Source organism: Krasilnikovia sp. M28-CT-15, from assembly GCF_047159595.1.
Lineage (GTDB): Bacteria > Actinomycetota > Actinomycetes > Mycobacteriales > Micromonosporaceae > Actinoplanes.
On the sequence record NZ_BAAGAK010000001.1, the window covers coordinates 6046242 to 6066292 of the forward strand.

21 protein-coding genes are annotated in these 20051 nt (G+C 72.4%); 9 read left to right on the forward strand and 12 right to left on the reverse strand.

The window, feature by feature from the left end:
* The first annotated feature begins 159 nt into the window (after positions 1–159).
* Positions 160–1578, forward strand: a complete 1419-nt coding sequence (locus tag ACMCNO_RS27690) for a cation:dicarboxylate symporter family transporter (RefSeq protein ID WP_412752379.1) — start codon at positions 160–162, stop codon at positions 1576–1578.
* 33 nt (positions 1579–1611) lie between these two features.
* Here ACMCNO_RS27690 and ACMCNO_RS27695 read toward each other — a convergent pair whose 3' ends face one another.
* Both ACMCNO_RS27695 and ACMCNO_RS27700 read right to left on the reverse strand, forming a co-directional pair.
* The gene (locus ACMCNO_RS27695) at positions 1612–2910 is read right to left on the reverse strand and encodes a class I SAM-dependent RNA methyltransferase (RefSeq protein WP_412753827.1); all 1299 of its coding nucleotides are present in this window, start codon (positions 2908–2910) and stop codon (positions 1612–1614) included.
* A gap of 107 nt (positions 2911–3017) precedes the next feature.
* Complete coding sequence (locus tag ACMCNO_RS27700; protein WP_412752380.1) at positions 3018–5090, reverse strand: APC family permease; 2073 nt, start codon at positions 5088–5090, stop codon at positions 3018–3020.
* Positions 5091–5202: 112 nt separating this feature from the next.
* On the opposite strand from ACMCNO_RS27700, the gene ACMCNO_RS27705 reads away from it, so the two are divergent.
* Positions 5203–5868: a potassium channel family protein gene (locus ACMCNO_RS27705; RefSeq protein WP_412752381.1), complete on the forward strand. Its 666-nt coding sequence runs from the start codon at positions 5203–5205 to the stop codon at positions 5866–5868.
* The gene (locus ACMCNO_RS27710) at positions 5868–6548 is read left to right on the forward strand and encodes a potassium channel family protein (protein WP_412752382.1); all 681 of its coding nucleotides are present in this window, start codon (positions 5868–5870) and stop codon (positions 6546–6548) included. Before ACMCNO_RS27705 ends, ACMCNO_RS27710 begins: the two co-directional genes overlap by 1 nt.
* 4 nt (positions 6549–6552) lie before the next feature.
* Here the strand turns inward: ACMCNO_RS27710 and ACMCNO_RS27715 are convergent, their stop codons facing one another.
* From ACMCNO_RS27715 to dut, 4 genes are all read right to left on the reverse strand, one after another.
* Positions 6553–7203 (reverse strand): DUF3159 domain-containing protein, encoded by a 651-nt coding sequence (locus ACMCNO_RS27715; protein ID WP_412753828.1) that lies wholly within the window; start codon positions 7201–7203, stop codon positions 6553–6555.
* A gap of 227 nt (positions 7204–7430) precedes the next feature.
* The gene (locus ACMCNO_RS27720) at positions 7431–7811 is read right to left on the reverse strand and encodes an OB-fold nucleic acid binding domain-containing protein (protein WP_412752383.1); all 381 of its coding nucleotides are present in this window, start codon (positions 7809–7811) and stop codon (positions 7431–7433) included.
* A 131-nt stretch (positions 7812–7942) separates the two neighbouring features.
* Positions 7943–8629, reverse strand: a complete 687-nt coding sequence (locus ACMCNO_RS27725) for a DUF3710 domain-containing protein (RefSeq protein ID WP_412752384.1) — start codon at positions 8627–8629, stop codon at positions 7943–7945.
* Between the two features lie 68 nt (positions 8630–8697).
* Positions 8698–9180 (reverse strand): dUTP diphosphatase, encoded by a 483-nt coding sequence (gene dut, locus ACMCNO_RS27730; RefSeq protein WP_412752385.1) that lies wholly within the window; start codon positions 9178–9180, stop codon positions 8698–8700.
* Positions 9181–9289: 109 nt separating this feature from the next.
* Between dut and ACMCNO_RS27735 the strand changes: the two genes are divergently transcribed.
* Positions 9290–9784 (forward strand): DUF3093 domain-containing protein, encoded by a 495-nt coding sequence (locus tag ACMCNO_RS27735; protein ID WP_412752386.1) that lies wholly within the window; start codon positions 9290–9292, stop codon positions 9782–9784.
* A gap of 12 nt (positions 9785–9796) precedes the next feature.
* Here ACMCNO_RS27735 and ACMCNO_RS27740 read toward each other — a convergent pair whose 3' ends face one another.
* Together ACMCNO_RS27740 and ACMCNO_RS27745 are read right to left on the reverse strand one after the other, a co-directional pair.
* Entirely contained in the window at positions 9797–10579 is a 783-nt protein-coding gene (locus ACMCNO_RS27740) for a hypothetical protein (RefSeq protein ID WP_412752387.1), read from the reverse strand.
* A gap of 70 nt (positions 10580–10649) precedes the next feature.
* Positions 10650–10946 carry a DUF4193 domain-containing protein gene (locus ACMCNO_RS27745; RefSeq protein WP_023561654.1) on the reverse strand — a complete coding sequence of 99 codons (297 nt, stop codon included), beginning with the start codon at positions 10944–10946 and terminating at the stop codon, positions 10650–10652.
* Between the two features lie 395 nt (positions 10947–11341).
* On the opposite strand from ACMCNO_RS27745, the gene ACMCNO_RS27750 reads away from it, so the two are divergent.
* Entirely contained in the window at positions 11342–11881 is a 540-nt protein-coding gene (locus ACMCNO_RS27750; RefSeq protein ID WP_412752388.1) for a LytR C-terminal domain-containing protein, read from the forward strand.
* A 15-nt stretch (positions 11882–11896) separates the two neighbouring features.
* Here the strand turns inward: ACMCNO_RS27750 and ACMCNO_RS27755 are convergent, their stop codons facing one another.
* Positions 11897–12718 carry an inositol monophosphatase family protein gene (locus ACMCNO_RS27755; protein WP_412752389.1) on the reverse strand — a complete coding sequence of 274 codons (822 nt, stop codon included), beginning with the start codon at positions 12716–12718 and terminating at the stop codon, positions 11897–11899.
* Between the two features lie 265 nt (positions 12719–12983).
* Between ACMCNO_RS27755 and ACMCNO_RS27760 the strand changes: the two genes are divergently transcribed.
* Together ACMCNO_RS27760 and ACMCNO_RS27765 are read left to right on the forward strand one after the other, a co-directional pair.
* Complete coding sequence (locus ACMCNO_RS27760; RefSeq protein ID WP_412752390.1) at positions 12984–14612, forward strand: RNA polymerase sigma factor; 1629 nt, start codon at positions 12984–12986, stop codon at positions 14610–14612.
* 242 nt (positions 14613–14854) lie between these two features.
* Positions 14855–15094 carry a hypothetical protein gene (locus ACMCNO_RS27765; protein ID WP_412752391.1) on the forward strand — a complete coding sequence of 80 codons (240 nt, stop codon included), beginning with the start codon at positions 14855–14857 and terminating at the stop codon, positions 15092–15094.
* A 109-nt stretch (positions 15095–15203) separates the two neighbouring features.
* On the opposite strand, the gene ACMCNO_RS27770 is transcribed toward ACMCNO_RS27765, so the two are convergent.
* The 3 genes from ACMCNO_RS27770 to ACMCNO_RS27780 all read right to left on the reverse strand — a co-directional run bounded on the left by ACMCNO_RS27770 (position 15204) and on the right by ACMCNO_RS27780 (position 17947).
* The gene (locus tag ACMCNO_RS27770) at positions 15204–16922 is read right to left on the reverse strand and encodes a DEAD/DEAH box helicase (protein ID WP_412752392.1); all 1719 of its coding nucleotides are present in this window, start codon (positions 16920–16922) and stop codon (positions 15204–15206) included.
* A 154-nt stretch (positions 16923–17076) separates the two neighbouring features.
* A complete protein-coding gene (locus ACMCNO_RS27775; RefSeq protein WP_412752393.1) occupies positions 17077–17703 on the reverse strand; it encodes a trimeric intracellular cation channel family protein in 627 nt (208 codons plus the stop codon).
* A 25-nt stretch (positions 17704–17728) separates the two neighbouring features.
* Positions 17729–17947, reverse strand: a complete 219-nt coding sequence (locus tag ACMCNO_RS27780) for a DUF3039 domain-containing protein (RefSeq protein WP_412752394.1) — start codon at positions 17945–17947, stop codon at positions 17729–17731.
* Positions 17948–18099: 152 nt separating this feature from the next.
* Between ACMCNO_RS27780 and ACMCNO_RS27785 the strand changes: the two genes are divergently transcribed.
* Both ACMCNO_RS27785 and ACMCNO_RS27790 read left to right on the forward strand, forming a co-directional pair.
* Positions 18100–19047: a pseudouridine-5'-phosphate glycosidase gene (locus ACMCNO_RS27785; RefSeq protein ID WP_412752395.1), complete on the forward strand. Its 948-nt coding sequence runs from the start codon at positions 18100–18102 to the stop codon at positions 19045–19047.
* A complete protein-coding gene (locus tag ACMCNO_RS27790; protein WP_412752396.1) occupies positions 19044–19967 on the forward strand; it encodes a carbohydrate kinase family protein in 924 nt (307 codons plus the stop codon). Before ACMCNO_RS27785 ends, ACMCNO_RS27790 begins: the two co-directional genes overlap by 4 nt.
* Positions 19968–20051 lie beyond the last annotated feature (84 nt).

Below are 20051 nucleotides of genomic sequence, written 5' to 3' on the forward strand. Positions count from 1 at the left end.
CGGGCGGCGGCCGCGCCTGCATCTTGCACGGACCGCTAACCGAACCCTCACCAAACCTCCACAGCGCAGCAGGGCCCGCGCCGCGCTGGGTGCAGTCGCTCATCTCGGGCGACGTTCGGCCGGGGGTGAAGCCGGTCACAAGAACCGGTAGAAATAACCATGACCATCGATGCCGTACCGGCTCAGTCCGTGCCCGCCCCACGCCGACGCGACCGCAGCCACCTGTTGTACGTATCCGTGGTGGTCGCGATGGGCCTGGGCGTCGCGGTGGGCCTGCTCTGGCCCGACCTCGGCGTCGCGCTGCGCCCGCTGGGCACCGGATTCGTCAACCTGATCAAGATGATGATCGCTCCGGTGATCTTCTGCACGATCGTGCTGGGGATCGGCTCGATCCGCAGGGCGGCCCAGGTCGGCAAGGTGGGCGGGCTCGCCCTGCTGTACTTCATGATCATGTCGACGGTCGCCCTGGCGATCGGGCTGGTCGTCGGCAACCTCCTGCACCCCGGCACGGGGCTGCACCTCAGCGAGAAACTGGCCGCCGCGGGCGAGGCGCAGGCCGCCGACCATGCCGCGTCCGGGGTGGATTTCGTGCTCGGCATGATTCCGACCACGCTCTTCTCCGCCCTGACCGGCTCGCAGGTGCTGCAGACGCTGCTGGTGTCGCTGCTGGTCGGCTTCGCGGTGCAGTCCCTCGGGCCGGGTGGCGAGCCCGTCGTACGCGCCATCGCGGTGCTGCAACGGCTGGTCTTCCGGATCCTCGCGATGATCATGTGGCTGGCGCCGGTCGGCGCGTTCGGCGCGATGGCCGCCGTGGTCGGGGCGACCGGGCTCACCGCACTCAAGAGCCTGGCCGGGCTCATGGCCGCCTTCTACGTGACCTGCCTGCTGTTCGTGTTCGTCGTGCTCGGTGCGCTGCTGTGGCTGATCTCGCGGGTGTCGATCTTCCGCCTGCTGCGCTATCTGGCCCGCGAGTTCCTGCTCATCCTCGCCACCTCGTCGTCGGAGTCCGCGCTGCCACGGCTCATCGCGAAGATGGGGCACCTGGGGGTGAGCCGCCCGGTCGTCGGGATCGTGGTGCCGACCGGCTACTCGTTCAACCTCGACGGCACCGCGATCTATCTCACGATGGCGTCGCTGTTCATCGCGGACGCCCTGGACAAGCCGCTCAGCGTGGGCCAGCAGATCGGGCTGCTGCTCTTCATGATCATCGCCTCCAAGGGCGCGGCCGGGGTCACCGGCGCGGGCCTGGCGACCCTCGCGGGCGGCCTGCAGAGCCACCGCCCCGACCTGGTGCCGGGGGTCGGGCTCATCGTCGGGATCGACCGGCTCATGTCCGAGGCCCGGGCGCTGACCAACTTCGCGGGCAACGCGGTCGCCACGGTGCTCGTCGGCACCTGGACGCACGAGATCGACCGGGCCCAGGTGCGGGCCGTGCTGGCCGGAGAGCGCCCGTTCGACGAGCAGAACTACACCGATGACGCGGACGACCCCGCCCAGCCGGCGGCCCCGGCACCGCAGGCAGCCGCGGACGGCGGCGGCGAGGACCCCACCCGACCACCCGCGACGGTACGCGGATAGCCCGGCGGCTCCCCGACTTCCCGGGCTGAACGGCTAGCCCGGCAGCAGCAGCGCCACGCACTCGACATGGTGGGTCATCGGGAAACAGTCGAACGCCCGCAGTTGTGCCAGCCGCCACCCGGCGTCGGCGAACGTCGCCACGTCCCGGGCCAGCGCCACGGGGTCGCAGGCGACATAGGCGACCGCACGCGGGCGGGCCGCCGCCACCGCACGCACCACCCGGGCCCCCGCCCCGGTCCGCGGCGGGTCCAACACCACCAGGTCCACCGGACCGGTCACCCGGCGCCGGGCCAGGGCCACCTCCACCTTCGCGGCGACCACCTCCACGCCGCTCAGGTCGGCCAGGTTCGCCCGGGCCGCCGCCACCCCGGTCGGCGACGACTCGACCACGGTCGTCCGCGCCCCGGTGCGCTCGGCCAGCGCCGCAGCGAACAGGCCCGCGCCGCCGTACAGATCCCAGGCGATCTCGCCCGGTGCCGGGCGCAGCGCCTCCAGCACCGCCGCGACCAGGGTCTGAGGCGCGGCCGGGTGGACCTGCCAGAAACCGTCGGCAGGCACCTGCCAGTCCCGGCCCGCCGCGACCTCACGCACCCGGGCCGGGCCGGTGAGCTGCGTACGCGCGCCGCCCGAAGCGACGCCGCCCGGGTCGTCCCCGCGCAGATCGTCGGTGGGCGCCGGGACGCTCGCCGCCCCGCGCACCGCCACGCTCACATCGCCTCCGGTGGAGGCGACCACCTCCACCGCGTCGGCGTCGGGCCAGCGGCGGGTGGTGACGTCGAGGTCCTGGAGTGCGGGGTGCGCGATGCGGCAGCGGTCGATCGGCACCACCTGGTGCGAGCGGTGCTGCAGCAGCCCCGCCCGCCCGGCGGCGTCGACCGCATACCGGACCCGGGTGCGCCAGCCGAGCGGCCCGCCCGGCAGCGGTTCCACCAGGACGCCGAGCGCGTCGATTCGGTCCGCGGGCAGCCGGCCGACCCGGGCGAGGGCCTCGCGCACGACGGCCGCCTTCCAGTCCCGCTGCGCCTGCTCCGCGACGTGCTGCAGATCACATCCACCGCAGGCCCCGGGGCCGGCCCACGGGCACGGGGCGGCGACCCGGTCGGGCGACGGCTCGTGCACGAGCACGGCGTCGGCCCGCAGGTAGCCGCGGTGCAGCTCGGTCACCTCGGCCGTGACCAGCTCACCAGGTAGTGCGTGCCGCACGAACACCACCCGGCCGTGCGGGCCGCCGAGCCGGGCGACGCAGTGCCCGCCGTGCGCGGGCGCGCCCACCCGCAACTCCACCCGGTCGCCCTCGACCAGGTCGTCACCGGGCCGGTCGTCACCCGGCAAGCTGTCACCGGGCAAGCTGTCATCGGGCCGGTCGCCGCCCGGCGGGCTGTCACCGGGCCGGTCGCCGCCCGGCGGGCCGTCGCCGGGCGAGCCGTCGCCGGGCGGGGTCACCGCTGCTCTTCGGTGGCCGGGTCGCCGACTGCGGCGATCGGGCGGGCGGCCGGCACCGTGGGCGGCGTCGGCGCGTCGGGGCTGCCGAAGCGGGGGCCCCGCGCCGGGGCCCGGGTCAGGTCGCGGTCCAGGCGCTCCAGGTCCTTGTCCTGGCTGGAGCGCAGCTGCCACGGCACGCTGGTCACCATCACGCCCGGCTCGAACAGCAGGCGGCCCTTGATCCGCAGTGCGCTCTGGTTGTGCAGCAGGTGCTCCCACCAGCGGCCCACGACGTACTCGGGGACGAAGACCGTGACCACGTCGCGGGGCGAGCCGCGCCGGATGCTCTTGACGAAGTCGATGATCGGCCGGGTGATCTCCCGGTACGGCGAGTCCACCACGGTCAGCTGCACCGGCAGCTGGCGCCGCTCCCACTCGTCCTGGATCACCCGGGTGTCCTTGTCGTCCACGTTGACCGTCACGGCCGTCAACGTGTCCGGACGGGTGGCCTGCGCGTACGCCAGCGCCCGCAGCGTCGGCATGTGCACCTTGCTGACCAGCACGACCGCGTGGTTACGCGAGGGCAGCACCGGCCGCTCCTCGGTGGGCAGCAGCTCCCGCGACACCCGGGTGTAGTGCTTGTGGATGCCCAGCATGATCACGTAGATCACCAGCATCGCGGCGATGGCGATCCAGGCACCCAGCAGGAACTTGGTGATCAGGACGATGATCAGCACCGCGCCGGTCATCACCATGCCGAAACCGTTGATGGCCCGGGAGCGGTGCATCCGGCGGCGCACGTTCGGGTCCCGCTGGGTGCGCAGCAGCCGGTTCCAGTGCCGGATCATGCCGGCCTGCGACAGCGTGAACGACACGAACACGCCGACGATGTACAGCTGGATCAGCCTGGTCACCTCGGCCTGGAACGCCACGACCAGGGTGGCGGCCGCGATGGCCAGGAAGATGATGCCGTTGGAGAACGCCAGCCGGTCGCCCCGGGTGTGCAGCTGGCGGGGCAGGTAGCGGTCCTGGGCGAGGATCGAGCCGAGCACCGGGAAGCCGTTGAACGCCGTGTTCGCGGCCAGGAACAGGATCAGCGCGGTCACCGCGCCGACCAGGTAGAGCATGATCGAGCCGTTGCCGAAGACGGCCTCGCCGAGCTGGGTGGTGACGGTCTTCTGCACGTAGTTCGGCGGGCCGGACAGGATCTGCGACACGTCCTCGACGTACTGCAGGCCGGTGGCCTTGGCCAGCATGACGATGCCGACCAGCATGACGATCGCGACGGACCCGAGCAGCAGGAGCGTGGTGGCCGCGTTGCGGCTCTTCGGCGGCTTGAACGCGGGCACGCCGTTGGAGATCGCCTCGACACCGGTCAGCGCGGCGCAGCCCGACGAGAACGTCCGCAGCAGCAGGAACACGAATGCGAAGCTGTCCAGGTGGCTCTCCTCGGCCGAGATGACCAGTGTCGCGCTGGGCGCGCGCAGGTCCTGACCCAGCACGAAGATCCGGACCACCCCGGTGAGGATCATCCCGACGATGATGACGATGAACGCGTACGTCGGAATGGCGAAGGCCGTGCCCGACTCCCGCAGCCCGCGCAGGTTCATGGCGGTGAGCAGGGCGATCGCCAGCAGCGCGATGGCGACCTTGTTCTCGGCCACGAACGGCACGACCGAGCCGAGGTTGCTGACCCCGGCGGCCGTGGACACCGCCACGGTGAGGATGTAGTCGACCAGCAACGCGCTGGCCACGGCGACGCCATACCTCGGGCCGAGGTTGACCGTGGCCACCTCGTAGTCGCCACCGCCGGACGGGTACGCGTGCACGTTCTGCCGGTAGCTGGCGACCACGGTGACCATCACCACCGCCACGGCCAGGGTCACCCACGGCGCGAATACGTACGCGCTCGCCCCCGCGATGGACAGCGTCAGCAGGATCTCGTCGGGCGCGTACGCCACGCTGGAGAGCGCGTCGGAGGCGAACACCGGCAGCGCGATCCGCTTGGGCAGCAGCGTGTGCTGCAACCGGTCGGAGCGGAACGGCCGGCCTACCAGCAGCCGCTTGACGAGAGAAGTCGGTCTTGCCACAAGCGCCAAGCGTACGGCCGCCATGTGTGCGCCGTATGCCGCCCCGTCGACCGTGCGGCAACGCCGCATGGCACGCTCTGGTCTGTACGAACCCAGCGGGAAGGTGCCAACAGTGCACGTGGTGATCATGGGATGCGGCCGGCTCGGCTCCACCCTCGCCCACAAGCTCGACGCGCGCGGACACTCCGTGGCCATCATCGACCAGAACGCCGATGCGTTCCGGCGGCTCAGCGGTGACTTCAAGGGCATCACGGTCACTGGCATCGGTTTCGACCGTGATGTGCTGACGGCGGCGGGCATCGAGCGTGCCGACGCTTTCGCGGCCGTGTCCAGCGGCGACAACTCCAACATCATCTCGGCCCGCCTGGCCCGCGAGACGTACGGCGTGCCCCGGGTGGTGGCCCGCATCTACGACGCCCGCCGCGCCCAGGTCTACGAGCGGCTGGGCATCCCGACGGTCGCGACGATCCGGTGGGCCGCCGACCGGATGGTGCGCCACCTGGTGCCCGAGGGCACCGTGGAGGTGTTCCGGGACCCGACCAGCGCGGTGTCGATCGTCGAGGCGCCGCTGCACCGCGACTGGATCGGCAAGTCGGTCAAGGCGCTGGAGGAGGCGACCGGGGCCCGGGTGGCGTACCTGATGCGCTTCGGCATCGGCTCGCTGGCCAGCCCGTCGATGGTGCTGCAGGACGGTGACCAGGTGTTCGTACTGGTCACCGACGATACGGTCGGCGACGTGCTGAAGATCGCGTCGGGCGCCGGAGTGGGAGGGCACTGATGCGCATCGCCATCGCCGGGGCGGGCAACGTGGGCCGGTCCATCGCGCAGGAGCTGATCGGCAACGGCCACCAGGTCATGCTGATCGAGCGCCAGCCCCGCCAGCTGCGCCCGGAACGCGTGCCCGAGGCGGAGTGGGTGCTCGCCGACGCGTGCGAGCTGACCAGCATGGAGGAGGCCGAGGTCGCCAACTGCGACGTGGTCGTCGCGGCCACCGGCGACGACAAGGCCAACCTGGTCGTGTCGCTGCTGGCCAAGACCGAGTTCGCGGTCAACCGGGTGGTGGCCCGGGTGAACCGCGCCGAGAACGAGTGGCTGTTCACGGAGCAGTGGGGCGTGGACGTGGCCGTGAGCAAGCCGCGCCTGATGGCCGCGCTGGTCGAGGAGGCGGTCACGGTCGGCGACCTGGTCCGGCTCATGACGTTCCGGCAGGGCGAGGCCAACCTGGTGGAGATCACCCTGCCGGCGCACGCCCCGTACGTGGGGCAGCCGGTGCGTTCCGTGCCCATGCCGCGCGACTCCGCGCTGGTGGCGATCCTGCGCGGCAAGCGGGTGCTGGTGCCCACGCCGGACGACCCGCTGGAGGCGGGCGACGAGCTGATCTTCGTGTGTACGAGCGAGGTCGAGGACGCGGTCCGCGCAGTGGTGCTGGGCACCGACGACACACCCAAGGGTCGGTAGCGGATCAGGTGGTGGCCTGCGCCGCGCGCTCCGCCCGGGTCGCCCGGCGCACGGCCCACACCGTCAGCGCCAGCATGCCGGCGTAGATGGGCCAGCTCAGGAAGATCCGGGCCACGCCGAGCAGGTCGGGGCGGTCCAGCCAGTAGAGCAACGCCTGCACGCCGCCGCGCACGATCAGCGAGACCGCCCAGGCGATCGTGAGCCACTGGAACGTGCCGAGCAGCCGCTTGTTCTCCAGCCAGTCGTGCTTGCCCTTGTTCGCCATCACGGCCCACACGTACCCGATGATCGGACGCCGGAAGGCGGTCGAGAGCAGCAGCAGCGCGGCCTGGCCCAGGGTGATCAGGATGCCGGGCAGGTAGAAGTCCTTGGCGTGCCCCGAGCGCGCCGCCAGGTACGCGCCCAGCGCGATGCCGACCAGCCCGTTGATCGCGTGCCGGATCGGTTCGCGGCGGGCCAGCCGGTAGATCGCGATGGCCACCGCGGTGCCGACCGCCCCGCCGATCGCGATGTACAGGCCCGTGCGGGAGTCCTCGGGCAGGCCGATCGCGTCCAGCCCGACGATGAAGTTGAGCAGCACGAAGGCCAGCACCGGCACGCTGGACTCGATCAGGCCGCGCATGCCGCCGAGCTGGTCGGCGATCTGCTCGGACATGGTCGGCAGCGGCTCTTCGCCGTCTCCGGGCGGCTCCGTGGTGGCTTCCGCGGCGGGCTCGGCGGCTTCCGCGACGTGCTCGGTGGCTTCCGCGGCGGGGAGCAGGCTCAGCTCCTCGGCGACTTCCTCGGTGACGGGGTGCAGGTTGAGCGCCTCCACGACCTCCTCGGCAACGCGATCTTCCACCCCTTCGCGCGGCGCGGCGTGACGGGGTTCGCTGCCGGGTGTCACCGGGGCGCCTCCAGCTCGTAGAACGGGTTGTAGATCACCTTGCGCTCGTCACGGAGGGCGATCCGGCCGCGCGCGGTCAACTGCCGGCCCGGCTCGATCCCGGCGATGGCGCGCCGCCCCAGGAAGACCAGCGTGACCACGTCACTGCCGTCGTACAGGTCGGCCTCCAGCGTCGGGAGGTTGGTGCGCGGAGTGTACGCCACGGTGCGCAGCCGTCCCGACACGGACACGACCTGCCCTCGGCGGCACTGGTCGGCCAGCACGGCCCCGCACTTGGCGGAGTCGCGCTGCAGCTCCTGCGCGTCGAGCTCCGCCTCGGAGGCGGTCAGCCGCTCGAAAAACCGGCGCAGACCGGTCGTGCGTTCGTTGGTCGCCATGGCCCGACGCGTCACCTCTCCTCGACGACCCGGTGGGACGGCACAGTGTGGGCCCGTGGCCCGCGTCCACCGTACGCCGGAACCGCCAGGGGTGACTTCCGTCACCGCTGGCGGCACGTCAGGGGGTGCGCTCAGTGCAGCGCCGGGTCGGGCGCGGCCGGATCCTCACCGTCCGCGAGGTGCTGCTGGGCATGTTCGGCCATCTCCTGGGGCAGGCGCAGCGGCAGCGCCTCGCGGACCGGCCGGGCCTCCTGGTCTCGGACCACCACCAGGCCCTCCAGGCACTGCCCGAGCGCGCCCTCCAGGCTCCGGTCGGTGGCGACCGGGCCCTGGTACAGGCCGCGCACCATCCAGCGCGGCCCGTCCACGCCCACGAAACGGACCTCCGCCGGGCCCTGCGGGGTCTCGACCCGGGCCAGCAGTTCCGTTCCGTACGGTCCGTCGACCTCCTGCGGGTTGACCCCGTCGGCGCTCATCGCCTCCGCGATCTCGGCGCGCACCTCGTCCCAGATGCCCTCGGTACGCGGCGCCGCGAACACCCCGAGCTGCAGCGCGCTCTCGCCCACCACGAGGACGACCTGCTCGATACCGCCGTCGGGGTTCGCCTGGACCCGCACCTCGACCCCGTCGACCGCCGGGATCTGCAGACTGCCCAGGTCGAGCCGCTGCACCCCCTCAGGGGCGTACGCGGCGTCCCACGGGCCGTGCTCGGGCGCCTCCGCCTGCGCGTCGGCCGACATGCTCTGGGCGAGCGCCGCCGAGCGCGGCGCGTCCGCGCTGCGCACATGCTTCGGGCCCCCCTTGCTGCGGGAGAACATCTGCCTTGCCACCTTCCCGTTACAAGCCTGCCGGACCCTGTCCGGTCCGGTTCACCGACGCTGCTGCTTCACCGACGCTGCTGGGCGGGCAGGGCCGAATGCCCGCCGGTCGAGCCGTGCCCGCCCGCGCCGCGCGCGGTCTCGGGCAGCTCCTCGACGGCACGGAACACGGCGCGTTCCACCCGCTGGACGATCAGTTGGGCGATCCGGTCCCCGCGCGAGATCCGCACCGTCCGGGCCCGGTCGTGGTTGACGAGATTCACCATGATCTCGCCGCGGTAGCCGGCGTCGACCGTACCGGGCGCGTTGAGCACGGTCACACCGAGGCGGGCCGCCAGCCCCGACCGCGGATGCACCAGCCCCACGTGCCCGTCCGGCAGCGCCAGCGCCACCCCGGTACGCACCAGGGCCCACTCGCCCGGGGCCAGCGTGACGTCGGCGGCGGCGCAGAGATCCGCGCCCGCGTCGCCGGGATGGGAGTACGCCGGCATCGGCAGGTCGGGGTCGAGCCGGAGGACCGGCACGTCCACAGCTTCGGTCACGTCGTTCATCCTGTCTCGTACGGCCCGGCCCGTGCGGCCGGGTGCCCGCGCCACGGCGGCACTACCCTGCCCCATCCTGCCGTGCCGGGCCGGGCAGGCGCGCCGTACCCTCACCAGCGTGACACCCGAGCCTGCCGCAAGCACGGCGACGTCGCGAGTCCGCTACGCCGAGCGGCTCACCGTGCCGTGGTGGGCGTGGCCGCCCGCCCTGGGGGTGGCGGCGATCCTGGCGGCCGAGATCTGGCTCGGCGGCCCCGGCCTGCGGGCCTGGGTGCCGTTCGTGGTGCTGCTGCCGGTGACCGCGGCGCTGCTGGTCTGGATGGGGCGGCTGCGGGTCGCGGTGACCGAGCGCGAGTTCCAGGTCGACGACGCCCGGCTGCCGCTGGAGGTGATCGCCGACGTGGTCGCGCTGGACGCGGACGGCAAGCGCGAGGCCCTCGGCGTCGGGGCGCATCCGCTGGCGTTCGTGGTGCAGCGTCCATGGGTCGGCGGAGCCGTGCAGGTGCTGCTGGCCGATCCGGCCGATCCGACGCCGTTCTGGGTGGTCAGCACCCGCCGCCCGGTCGAGCTGGCGAGCGCCCTGCTGGCCGCCGCCGCCGACGCGAGGCCCTGACCGCCGCCCGGGCTAGGGCCGGGGCGGCTCGGCGCCGCGCAGATCGCGCTGCACCTTCTCGCCCAGGGCACGGGTGGCGCGGCGGTTCAGGTACGCGCCGACGGCCGCGCCGGTGAGCATCGGGCCGAACGTGGTGAGGTTGCGCCCGAACCGGCGCAGCAGGTTGGTCTGCAGGTCCCTGCGGGCGGCGGTGCTGAGTACGGTCCCGGCCCCGGCGCCGGTGGTGAGCGGGTTCAGGCCGCGCTGCTGGGCCCATGCCTGCAGGAGCCCGGTGGCCCGCTCGGCGGGACCGCCGGTGATCGGGCGGCCGTACACCTCGTGCAGTTCGCCGACGAGCTTCAGTTCGATGGCGACGACCGCGACGGTCTCGGTGGCCAGCAGGACCGGCGCGGACAGCAGCGCCGGGGTGGCCACCCATTCGATCGACGCGAGTCCGCCGCCGGTGGCGCCGACGCCGGCGGTGGCCCGGGCGGCGTTGCGGATGAGGCGGTCGGCCAGGGCCTCGTCGTCCAGGTCGGGCAGGTGGCGGCGCAGGGTGGCCAGGTCCCGTACGGGGACATGCGGGGCGACGTCGGCGACCGCGTCGGTCACCCAACGCAGTACAGCGCGGGGGTGCCACAGGCGGACCGGCCCGCGCCGGACGTCGCGCACGAGCCGGCCGATCAACCGGCGCCGGTGGCCCGGTTCGAGGTCACCTTCGGCGATCGCGGCCACGGCGTCGCCGATCTCGGGGGCGGCCTGCGTGGGGGCATGCGGCTCGGAACCGGCGGCCGCCGGGTCCTCGGGCTCGGTCATCGTCGTCCTCAGGGGTCGGTACGACGCCCGACCGCCTGCCGGGCGGCCGGGTGGGGTGTGCGGGTGGCCGTCAGGCGCACTCGCGGCAGATCAGTTCCCCGTTTCGCTCCACCGCCAGCTGGCTGCGGTGGTGTACGAGGAAGCAGCGAGCGCAGCGGAACTCGTCGGTCTGCATCGGCAGCACCTTGACGGTGAGCTCCTCGTCGGCGAGGTCGGCGCCGGGCAGCTCGAAGCTCTCCGCCACCTCCACCTCGTCGACGTCCACTGCGCCGGACTGAGAGTCGGCGCGGCGGGCCTTGAGTTCCTCGAGGCTGTCCTCGCCGAGGTCGACCTCATCGCGACGCGGAGCGTCGTAGTCGGTGGCCATCGGTCTTCACTCTCCTGTATCGATGTGTCACTTGGCGTTAGTAACGCCCGCGACGTCGTTCTGGTTCCCGGTTCCCGTGGTCGAATTTGCGCTGCTCTCGCGAACAGCGGGAGCGACCGCCGCCGAGGCGCCCCCGCCCCTCGGGAAACTGCCCCGGCGAGCGCGGTACGTTACCGCCCTTGCGAGGGGCTTGTACGCGCATGGACGGACAATTGTTCCCGATGTGACTGAGGCGACATCAAGGTAGGGGTATGCGGCCGTGGATCATCGTCGGCGCGCCGGAACTATTCCCTGTTTCCCGCACCTGGAAGTCAGACGCTAACCTCACCGCAGAGCTGTCCGCCGCCGGACGGCGATAGAACCACGTGTCGTTCCACCAACCGGGAGCCTGCCCCATGAGCTTTGCGCGCGTCCGAGCGCTCGTCGTGATCGGCGCCCTCGCCGCCGCGGCGATCGTCTTCGTCATCGTCGCGCTCGTGCGCGATACCCAGGGCGGTGCGGTGGCCGGTGACAAGTGTCCGCCGGGATCCGTGATGGCGAACCTGACATTGCCGAACGATCCCAGCGAAGTAACCATAAAGGTACTCAACGGGACATCAACGGCGGGTCTGGCCGAGAATGTCACGAACGACTTCAAGAACCGGCGGTTCAAGGTCCTGAAGCCGGACGAGGACAAGAAGCGGGTCACCGACGTCGCAGTCATCCGGTACGGACCGGACGCGGTGGGCGCGGTACAGCTACTCCGGGCGTTCTTCCTCGACCAGGCCGAGCTGGAGTACAACGCGAAGCGCAAGGGTGCCGTGATCGACATCGTCGTCGGCAGCGGGTACCGGCAGCTGGCCACCTCCACCGAGGTCAACCAGTCGCTGATCGAGGTGGGACAGCCCGAGGCCCCGCCGGGGTCCTGCCCCGCGCCGGTCAAGAAGAACAAGTGACCCCGCCGGCCCCGCTCAGGGGCCGCCGGCCGCATCCAGCTTGACCAGCGCGTCGTGCAGCGGGCCGAACAGCGCGGGCGGCGCCGCGACGACCATCCGTCCGCCCGCCGGCGCGCCGTGCAGCCCGGCCACCCGCAACCCCGCCTCGGTCGCCACCAGCCCCCCGGCCGCGTGGTCCCACAGATTCAGGCCCTTCTCGAAGTACGCGTCCACGGCGCCCTCCGCGGCCAGACACAGGTCGAGCGCGGCCGCTCCTAAACGCCGGATGTCACGCACCTGGGTGATCAGCCCGGCCAGCACCGCACCCTGATGGGCCCGGCGGCCCGCGTCGTACCCGAAGCCGGTGGCCACCAGCGCCTGCTCCAGCGCGGTCCGCGCCGACCCGGTCAGCCGCCGCCCGTCCCGCCAGGCACCGCCGCCCCGGGTGGCGGTCCACTCGTCGCCCGTGGCGGCGTTGCGGACCACCCCGGCCAGCACCACGCCGTCCACCTCGGCTGCCAGCGAGACCGCGTACTGCGGGATGCCGTACAGGTAGTTCACCGTGCCGTCGATCGGGTCGAGGATCCAGCGGACCGCGCCGAGTGCCGGGGCGGCGGAGTCGCCGTACTCCTCGCCGAGCACGCCGTCGCCCGGCCGCTCGCGCCGCAGTGCGTCGACGACCTGCCGTTCCACCGCCCGGTCCGCGGCCGTCACGACGTCCGTGTCGGTGCTCTTGGTCTGCACGTCCGTGATCGCCTCGGCCCGCATGCGGCGGGCGGTCGCCGCGGCGTCGCGCGCCACGCGGACGGCGATCGCGAGGAGGTCGTCGGCGATCGATGTCGCCGGTTGCTGTGCCACGTCTGCCCGCCCTTTCCGCCGTCACCATTCTCTGGCACCAGCCCGCCGGCGGCCGACCGACCCCCGCCGCAGGGTCCCTGGCGTGCTGCGGCGGTAAGTTCTCGGACAGCGGCGCTACAATTCACCCCTGCCCACGCTTTCACGGACAGTCGCCCGCCGGCCGGTCTGCGTCACGGGGGTCCCCACACCACACTGGCCAGCCCCGTTGCCGTGCTGCGTCGGGCATACGGCCGCGCTCAACCTCATCGCCTCCGGAAGGTCATTCGTGACAGAAGCCCACCAGACCGGTGCCGACGTTCGCTCCCTCACCGAGGCTCTCATCGCGCACGCGCAGGGCGCGGGCGGGCAGATCACGTCGGCCGAGGTCGTGCAGACGGTCGAGTCCGCCGAGGTGACACCGGCCCAGGCCAAGAAGATCCTGCGTGCCCTCGTGGACGCCGGCGTCACGGTCGTGGTCGACGGCTCCGCCAGCACCAAGCGCCGCGTCGCCGCCGCCCGCGCCGCCACACCCGCGTCGAAGGCGACCACCGCCAAGGCCACCAGAGCCCCGGCCAAGAAGGCCGCCGCGGCCGCGCCGAAGCAGGCCGCCACCGAGGAAGGCGCCGACGCGCCGGCCCCGGCCAAGAAGGCCCCCGCGCGCAAGGCCGCCGCCGAGGGCACCGCCCCGGCGCGCAAGACCGCCGCGCGCAAGGCGGCCGACGCCCCCAAGACCGGCCCGGCCGCCGCGAAGGCGACCAAGGCCACCAAGGCCACCAAGGCGGCCGCCCCCGGCGAGGAAGGCCCGGGCGAGGGCGAGGAGATCGACCCCGAGGAGCTGGCCGCCGAGATCGAGGACGTCGTGGTCGAGGAGCCGCCCGCCATGGTGCAGGCCGCCGCCTCCGACGCGGCGAGTTCCGCCACCGACGGCGACTTCGAGTGGGACGACGAGGAGTCCGAGGCGCTCAAGCAGGCCCGCCGCGACGCCGAACTGACCGCCTCCGCCGACTCCGTCCGGGCGTACCTCAAGCAGATCGGCAAGGTCCCCCTGCTGAACGCGGAGCAGGAGGTCGAGCTGGCCAAGCGGATCGAGGCCGGCCTGTACGCCGCCGAGCGGCTGCGGGCGTACGAGGAGGGCGAGGAGAAGCTCGACCGCAACTTCGAGCGCGACCTGCGCTGGATCGGGCGCGACGGGGAGCGGGCCAAGAATCACCTCCTCGAGGCGAACCTGCGGCTCGTGGTCTCGCTGGCCAAGCGGTACACCGGGCGCGGCATGGCCTTCCTCGACCTGATCCAGGAGGGCAACCTCGGCCTGATCCGCGCGGTCGAGAAGTTCGACTACACCAAGGGTTACAAGTTCTCCACGTACGCCACCTGGTGGATCCGCCAGGCCATCACCCGCGCCATGGCCGACCAGGCCCGCACCATCCGCATCCCGGTGCACATGGTCGAGGTGATCAACAAGCTCGGCCGCATACAGCGTGAGCTGCTCCAGGACCTGGGCCGCGAGCCCACCCCGGAGGAACTGGCCAAGGAAATGGACATCACGCCGGAAAAGGTGCTGGAGATCCAGCAGTACGCGCGTGAGCCCATCTCCCTGGATCAGACGATCGGTGACGAGGGCGACAGCCAGCTCGGTGACTTCATCGAGGACTCCGAGGCCGTGGTGGCGGTCGACGCGGTGTCGTTCTCGCTGCTGCAGGACCAGCTCCAGCAGGTGCTGCAGACCCTGTCCGAGCGGGAAGCGGGAGTGGTTCGGCTACGTTTCGGCCTGACGGACGGTCAGCCGCGTACGCTGGATGAGATCGGCCAGGTGTACGGCGTCACCCGCGAGCGGATCCGGCAGATCGAGTCGAAGACGATGTCGAAATTGCGACACCCGTCGCGTTCGCAGGTCCTGCGGGACTACCTGGACTAGATCCTTTTCAACTGTGCGTGCCCCATTGGTTACCGCTGGTACATCGTCGGGTAGTGACCAGACCGTTGTGCAGAAGTGATCGTTGACGTGGCACCCTTGGGGCACGGCACACTGTCCGGACAACCTGTGACCTGGGTCCCCCCGGGGCACGGCGGGAAGGCCGCAACGCACGAGGATGTTGCACGATGTGTGACCTGTAGCCGAGGAACATGTTCATCGGTGACGACCAGAGGAGGAAGGCGATGACCCCGACTCTCACGCCTCCGTCGGAAACGATGGCAGGACCAGCAGCCGATGAACGCTGCGACCGGTGCAACGCTGCCGGAAAACTTCGCCTGACCTTGGCCGGTGGCGGTGAGCTGGTCTTCTGCGGCCACCACGCCAACCGGTACGCCAAGGATCTGGTGAAGATCGCGGTGCAGTACGCCGCCGAGCCGGAATTCGAGTGGCGCGGCGCGGACATGATGTCCAGCTCCAACTGACCTATCCCCCAGATAGCGACACAGGGCGCCCACGGTGTGGGGCGCCCTTTCGCTGTCCTGAGCTTCGCTGTCCTGAGCTTCCCTGTCCTGGGGCTGCTGCCGTCCGGCCTCAGAGGGTTTGGATCGTGGCGATCCGCTCCTCCAGCTGCTCGATGGTCGCCTGAGCGCTGGGCGGGCCGCCGCAGATCCGGCGCAGCTCCGCATGGATCTTGCCGTGGGGCAGCCCCGTGCGGTGGTGGTGCGCCGCGACAAGGGTGTTGAGCTGGCGGCGCAGACCGACCCGGCGTTCCCCCGCGCTGAGCACCACCGGCTCGCGCGGCTGCGGCACCGGCGCGTCCTTCGCCCGCCGCTTCTGCTCGGCCAGCTGCTCGGACTGGCGGCGGTTCAGCAGGAGCGCCACCTGGTCGGGACTCAGCAGGCCGGGCAGGCCGAGGTACTCCTCCTCCTCCGGGGTGCCCGCCCGGGCGCCCGTGCCGAACGACGCCCCGTCGAAGATCACCTGATCCAGCTCGGCGGTGGCGGACAGCGCCTCGAACCGCTTCTCCAGCTCCCCCGCCGCGTCCTCCGCGCGCTGCGCGCGTTCCAGCAGGGCGTCGTCGAGCCCGTCCGGGTCCTTGGGAGCGCCGAGGATGTGGTCGCGCTCTGCCTCCATCTCGCTGGCCAGCCCGAGCAGGTGCGGGACGCTGGGCAGGAACACCGTGGCGGTCTCCCCCTCGCGCCGGGCCCGGACGAAACGGCCGATCGCCTGCGCGAAGTACAGCGGAGTGGAGGCGCTGGTGGCGTACACGCCGACGGCCAGGCGCGGGATGTCGACGCCCTCGGACACCATCCGCACCGCCACCAGCCAGCGCTGCTCCGACACCGCGAACGTGGCGATCCGCGCCGAGGCGCCCTGGTCGTCGGAGAGCACCACGGCGGGCTTCTCCCCGGCGATGGTCTCCAGCAGCTTCGCGTACGCCCGAGCGGTCTGCTGGTCGCTCGCGATGACCAGGCCACCCGCGTCGGGCATGCCGTGCTCGCGCAGCCGCGACAGCCGGGCGTCGGCCGCCCGCAGCACCTGGGGCATCCAGTCCCCGCGGTGATCCAGCGCGGTACGCCACGCCTGCGCGACCAGATCCTTGGTCATCGGCTCGCCGAGGCGGGCGGCCAGCTCGTCACCGGCGCTGGTACGCCACCGGGTCTCCCCCGAGTACGCGAGGAAGATCACCGGCCGGACGACGCCGTCGCGCAGCGCGTCGGAGTACCCGTAGGTCGAGTCGGAGCGGGAGCGTTGCAGGCCGTCGTCGCCCCGCTCGTAGCTCACGAACGGGATCGGGTTGTCGTCGGAGCGGAACGGCGTACCCGTGAGCATGAGCCGCCGCTCAGCGGGCTCGAACGCGTCCTTGACCCCGTCACCCCAGGTCCGGGAGTCGCCGGCGTGGTGGATCTCATCGAGGATGACCATCGTGCGGCGGGTCATGGTGCGCCGCCGGTGCACCGCGGGCGCCATGCCGACCTGCGCGTACGTGAGAACGGCTCCGTGAAAGTCGCGGGCGGAGTGCACGTCCGCGTTGCGGAACGCCGCGTCGAGCTGGATGCCGACCCGGGCCGCGGCGACCGCCCACTGCGTCTTCAGGTGCTCCGTGGGGCAGACCACGGTGACCGCCTCGACCGTACCGTCGTTCAACAGCTCGGCGGCGATCCGCAACGCGAAGGTGGTCTTGCCCGCGCCCGGGGTGGCGACCGCGGTGAAGTCCGGCGTCCGGCGCCGCAGGTACTCCACCAGGGCCTTGCGCTGCCATGCCCGCAGCGGCGGGAACGTCTCCAGGTCCGGCAGGGGCGGGCTCAAGCTGCGGTGGTCCTCTCCACTCATGAAAACGCCCCCGGGCGGCACGGCGGCGGAGGCGGCTTCAGCATAGCGGCGGCCCCCGACAGGCACGGCCACGGCTCCGGGAGCGCACGGGCAGCACCGGCGGCGCAACCGGCCGTTACCGGACCGGCTGCTACGGACGTGGGGGCGGCGCGGCGACCGGGGCGGACCAGCGGCGGTACAGCGCGAGCAGGCGCGCACCCGTCATGCCGACCGCTGCCGCGGACAGGGTGACCAGGTTCGCGCCGTCGAAGCGGACCAGCAGGGTCACCGCGACCGCGCCGCCCAGCGCGACGATGGCGTAGATCTCCCGTTGAAGCACCACGGGGATCTCGGCGGTGAGCAGATCCCGGGCGAGGCCGCCACCGATCGCCGAGAGCATGCCGACCAGGCACGCACCGACCGCCGGGACGTTCGCGTCGAGCGCCTTGAGCGTGCCGGTGACCGTGAAAAGTCCCAGCCCGGCCGCATCGAGCACCAGGACGGTGCGGCGCACCCGGTAGAGCTGCGGATGCAGCCAGAACACGGCCACGGAGACGACCACCGCGGTGACGACGTACCGCCAGTCCGCGAAGGCCAGCGGCGGCACGGAGCCGATCACCAGGTCGCGGAGGATCCCGCCGCCGAGTGCGGCGGTGAAGCCGACGAAGGCGACGCCGAACAGGTCGAGGCGCTTGCCGACCGCGGCGGAGCCGCCCGAGGCGGCGAAGACAGCCACGCCGATGAGATCCGCCACGAGCGGGCCGTAGCTACCCGTCACGGAGTGGCGCCCGTACCCAGAGCGTTCAGCTCTTCATCGACTCGTAGATCTCCTTGCACTGCGGGCACACCGGCGAACCGGGCTTCGGCGACTTGGTCACCGGGAACGTCTCGCCGCACAGCGCAATCACGAACGTGCCCATGACCGCGCTCTCGGCGATCTTCTCTTTGCGCACGTAGTGGAACATTTCCGGCCCGGTGTCGGCATCCTTGGTTTCCGGGCGCTCCAAGATCTGCGTGCTCACGGCATCTGCCCTTCCAGAGTTCTGCCAAACGACTATCTGCCACCGCGTGCCCCCCGGTCACCGCGGAAGGTGCTCCAACCCGCAAGTCTGACACCCGTACCCGGGGTCGGTCCAACGACAACGCAGCAGCGTGGCACCGTACCGTAACGATCGTGACCGACTTCTCGATTCAGTACGGGGACCACGTCAGCCGGGCCCGCCGCGACGGCCGCCCGGTGGTGGCCCTGGAGAGCACGATCGTCTCGCACGGCCTGCCACGCCCGGACAACCTGCGGGTGGCCCGCGAGATCGAACAGACCGTACGGGACAACGGCGCGGTGCCGGCGACCATCGGCATGATCGGCGGCCGGTTGATCGTCGGCCTCGACGACGCCCAGATCGAGCATCTGGCGGGGGCGGACGACGTCGCCAAGCTGTCCGTTCGCGATCTGGCCCTAGCCGCCGCGACCGGGGTCGACGGCGCCACCACGGTCGCCGCGACCAGCGCGGTCGCCGCGGCGGCCGAGATCGGCGTGTTCGCCACGGGCGGCCTGGGCGGGGTGCATCGGGAGGCGAATGTCACGTTCGACGAGTCGGCCGACCTCACCGCCCTGGCGCACACCCCGATCGTGGTGGTCTGCGCCGGGGTGAAGTCGATCCTGGACGTCGGCGCGACGCTCGAGCGCCTGGAGACCCTGGGTGTGGCCGTCGCCGGGTACGGCACGCACCGATTCCCGGGCTTCTTCGTCACCGACGGGGGCTTCGACGTCGACTGGCGGCTGGACACCCCGGAGCAGGTCGCCGCCGCCGTGGCCGCCCGTGCGGGCCAGGGCGTCAGCTCCGGCGCGCTGGTGCTGGGCCACCCGTTGCCCGCCGACGAGCAGCTCGACCCGGAGCTGCACGACCGCACCCTGGCCGCCGGCCTGGCGCTGCTGGCGGGCGAGGGGATCACCGGCAAGGCCGTCACCCCGTTTCTGCTGGCCCATTTCCACGAGAGCACCGACGGCCGCAGCCTGGCGGTCAACGTCCGCATCATCCTGCGCAACGCGGCGCTCGCCGCCCGGATCGCGGCCGCCGCGGCACCGACCCCGGCCCCGCTCGGCTTCAGCATCCCCACGTGAGCGAGCGCACCGAGCGCAGCGAGGGCCGCAAGCGCACGCCCGGTGTGATCGTGGTCGGGGACCTGGTCACCGACGTGCTCGTCGTGCACGGGAGCCCGATCGAGACCGGGACGGACACCGACGCGGCCATCACGCTGACCGGTGGCGGTCAGGCCGCCAACACGGCCGCCTGGCTGGCCCACGCCGGCTGCCCGGTCACCCTGGTCGCGGCCGTTGGCCAGGACCCGGCCGGGCGGGAGCGGGTGGCCGAGCTGACCGCCTGCGGGGTGCGCTGCGCGGTACGCGCCCACGAGGGCGCCACGACCGGCAGCGTGGTGGTGCTCGCCACGCCCGACGAGCGGACCATGCTGGCCGACCGCGCCGCGGGGCTGCTCCTGGATCCGCAGGACGTCGCCGCGGCCGTCGCCGCCGCACCCGCCGCGACCCACCTGCACCTGTCCGGATATCCGCTGCTCGATGCCCGGTCACGCCCGGGCGGGCTGGCCGCCCTGGCCGCGGCACGCACACGCGGGCTCACCACGAGTGTCGACGCGGCCTCCGCGGGCCCGCTGCGGCGGGCCGGGGCGACGGCCTTCCTCGATTGGGTACGCGGGACCGACCTGCTGCTGTGCAACGCCGACGAAGCGGCCGTACTGGCCGGTCCCGGTGCGGCGGCGGAGCAGGCCCGTGCCCTGACCGGCGCGGCCCGCAACGTGGTGGTCAAGCGCGGCGGTGCGGGCGCGGTGTGGGTGCCACGGGACGGGGCGCCGGAGACGGCGGAGGCGGGCCGCGTACCGGTGGTCGACCCGACCGGGGCCGGTGACGCGTTCGCGGCGGGGCTGCTGGCCGCATGGTGTGCCGGTGCGCAGCCGCGCGCCGCTCTCGCGGCCGGGGCCGCGCTCGGCGCCGAGGCCGTCAGCCGGGTCGGGGCCCGCCCCTGAGCGGTGTTGCGGGCCGTTCAACGGCGGGCGACGGACGACACTCGCGGACCGGCTGAACGGCTGGCCGTGGAGCGAGCGGACCCC

Excerpts from the sequence above, each read along its gene's own strand:
- ACMCNO_RS27715 (WP_412753828.1), bottom strand. The coding sequence starts at position 7,203 with ATGTCCGAGCAGATCGCCGACCAGCTCGGCGGCATGCGCGGCCTGATC.
- ACMCNO_RS27745 (WP_023561654.1), bottom strand. The coding sequence starts at position 10,946 with ATGGCCACCGACTACGACGCTCCGCGTCGCGATGAGGTCGACCTCGGC.
- ACMCNO_RS27710 (WP_412752382.1), top strand. The coding sequence starts at position 5,868 with ATGCGCATCGCCATCGCCGGGGCGGGCAACGTGGGCCGGTCCATCGCG.
- ACMCNO_RS27720 (WP_412752383.1), bottom strand. The coding sequence starts at position 7,811 with ATGGCGACCAACGAACGCACGACCGGTCTGCGCCGGTTTTTCGAGCGG.
- ACMCNO_RS27750 (WP_412752388.1), top strand. The coding sequence starts at position 11,342 with ATGAGCTTTGCGCGCGTCCGAGCGCTCGTCGTGATCGGCGCCCTCGCC.
- ACMCNO_RS27690 (WP_412752379.1), top strand. The coding sequence starts at position 160 with ATGACCATCGATGCCGTACCGGCTCAGTCCGTGCCCGCCCCACGCCGA.
- dut (WP_412752385.1), bottom strand. The coding sequence starts at position 9,180 with ATGAACGACGTGACCGAAGCTGTGGACGTGCCGGTCCTCCGGCTCGAC.
- ACMCNO_RS27725 (WP_412752384.1), bottom strand. The coding sequence starts at position 8,629 with ATGTTCTCCCGCAGCAAGGGGGGCCCGAAGCATGTGCGCAGCGCGGAC.
- ACMCNO_RS27765 (WP_412752391.1), top strand. The coding sequence starts at position 14,855 with ATGACCCCGACTCTCACGCCTCCGTCGGAAACGATGGCAGGACCAGCA.
- ACMCNO_RS27740 (WP_412752387.1), bottom strand. The coding sequence starts at position 10,579 with ATGACCGAGCCCGAGGACCCGGCGGCCGCCGGTTCCGAGCCGCATGCC.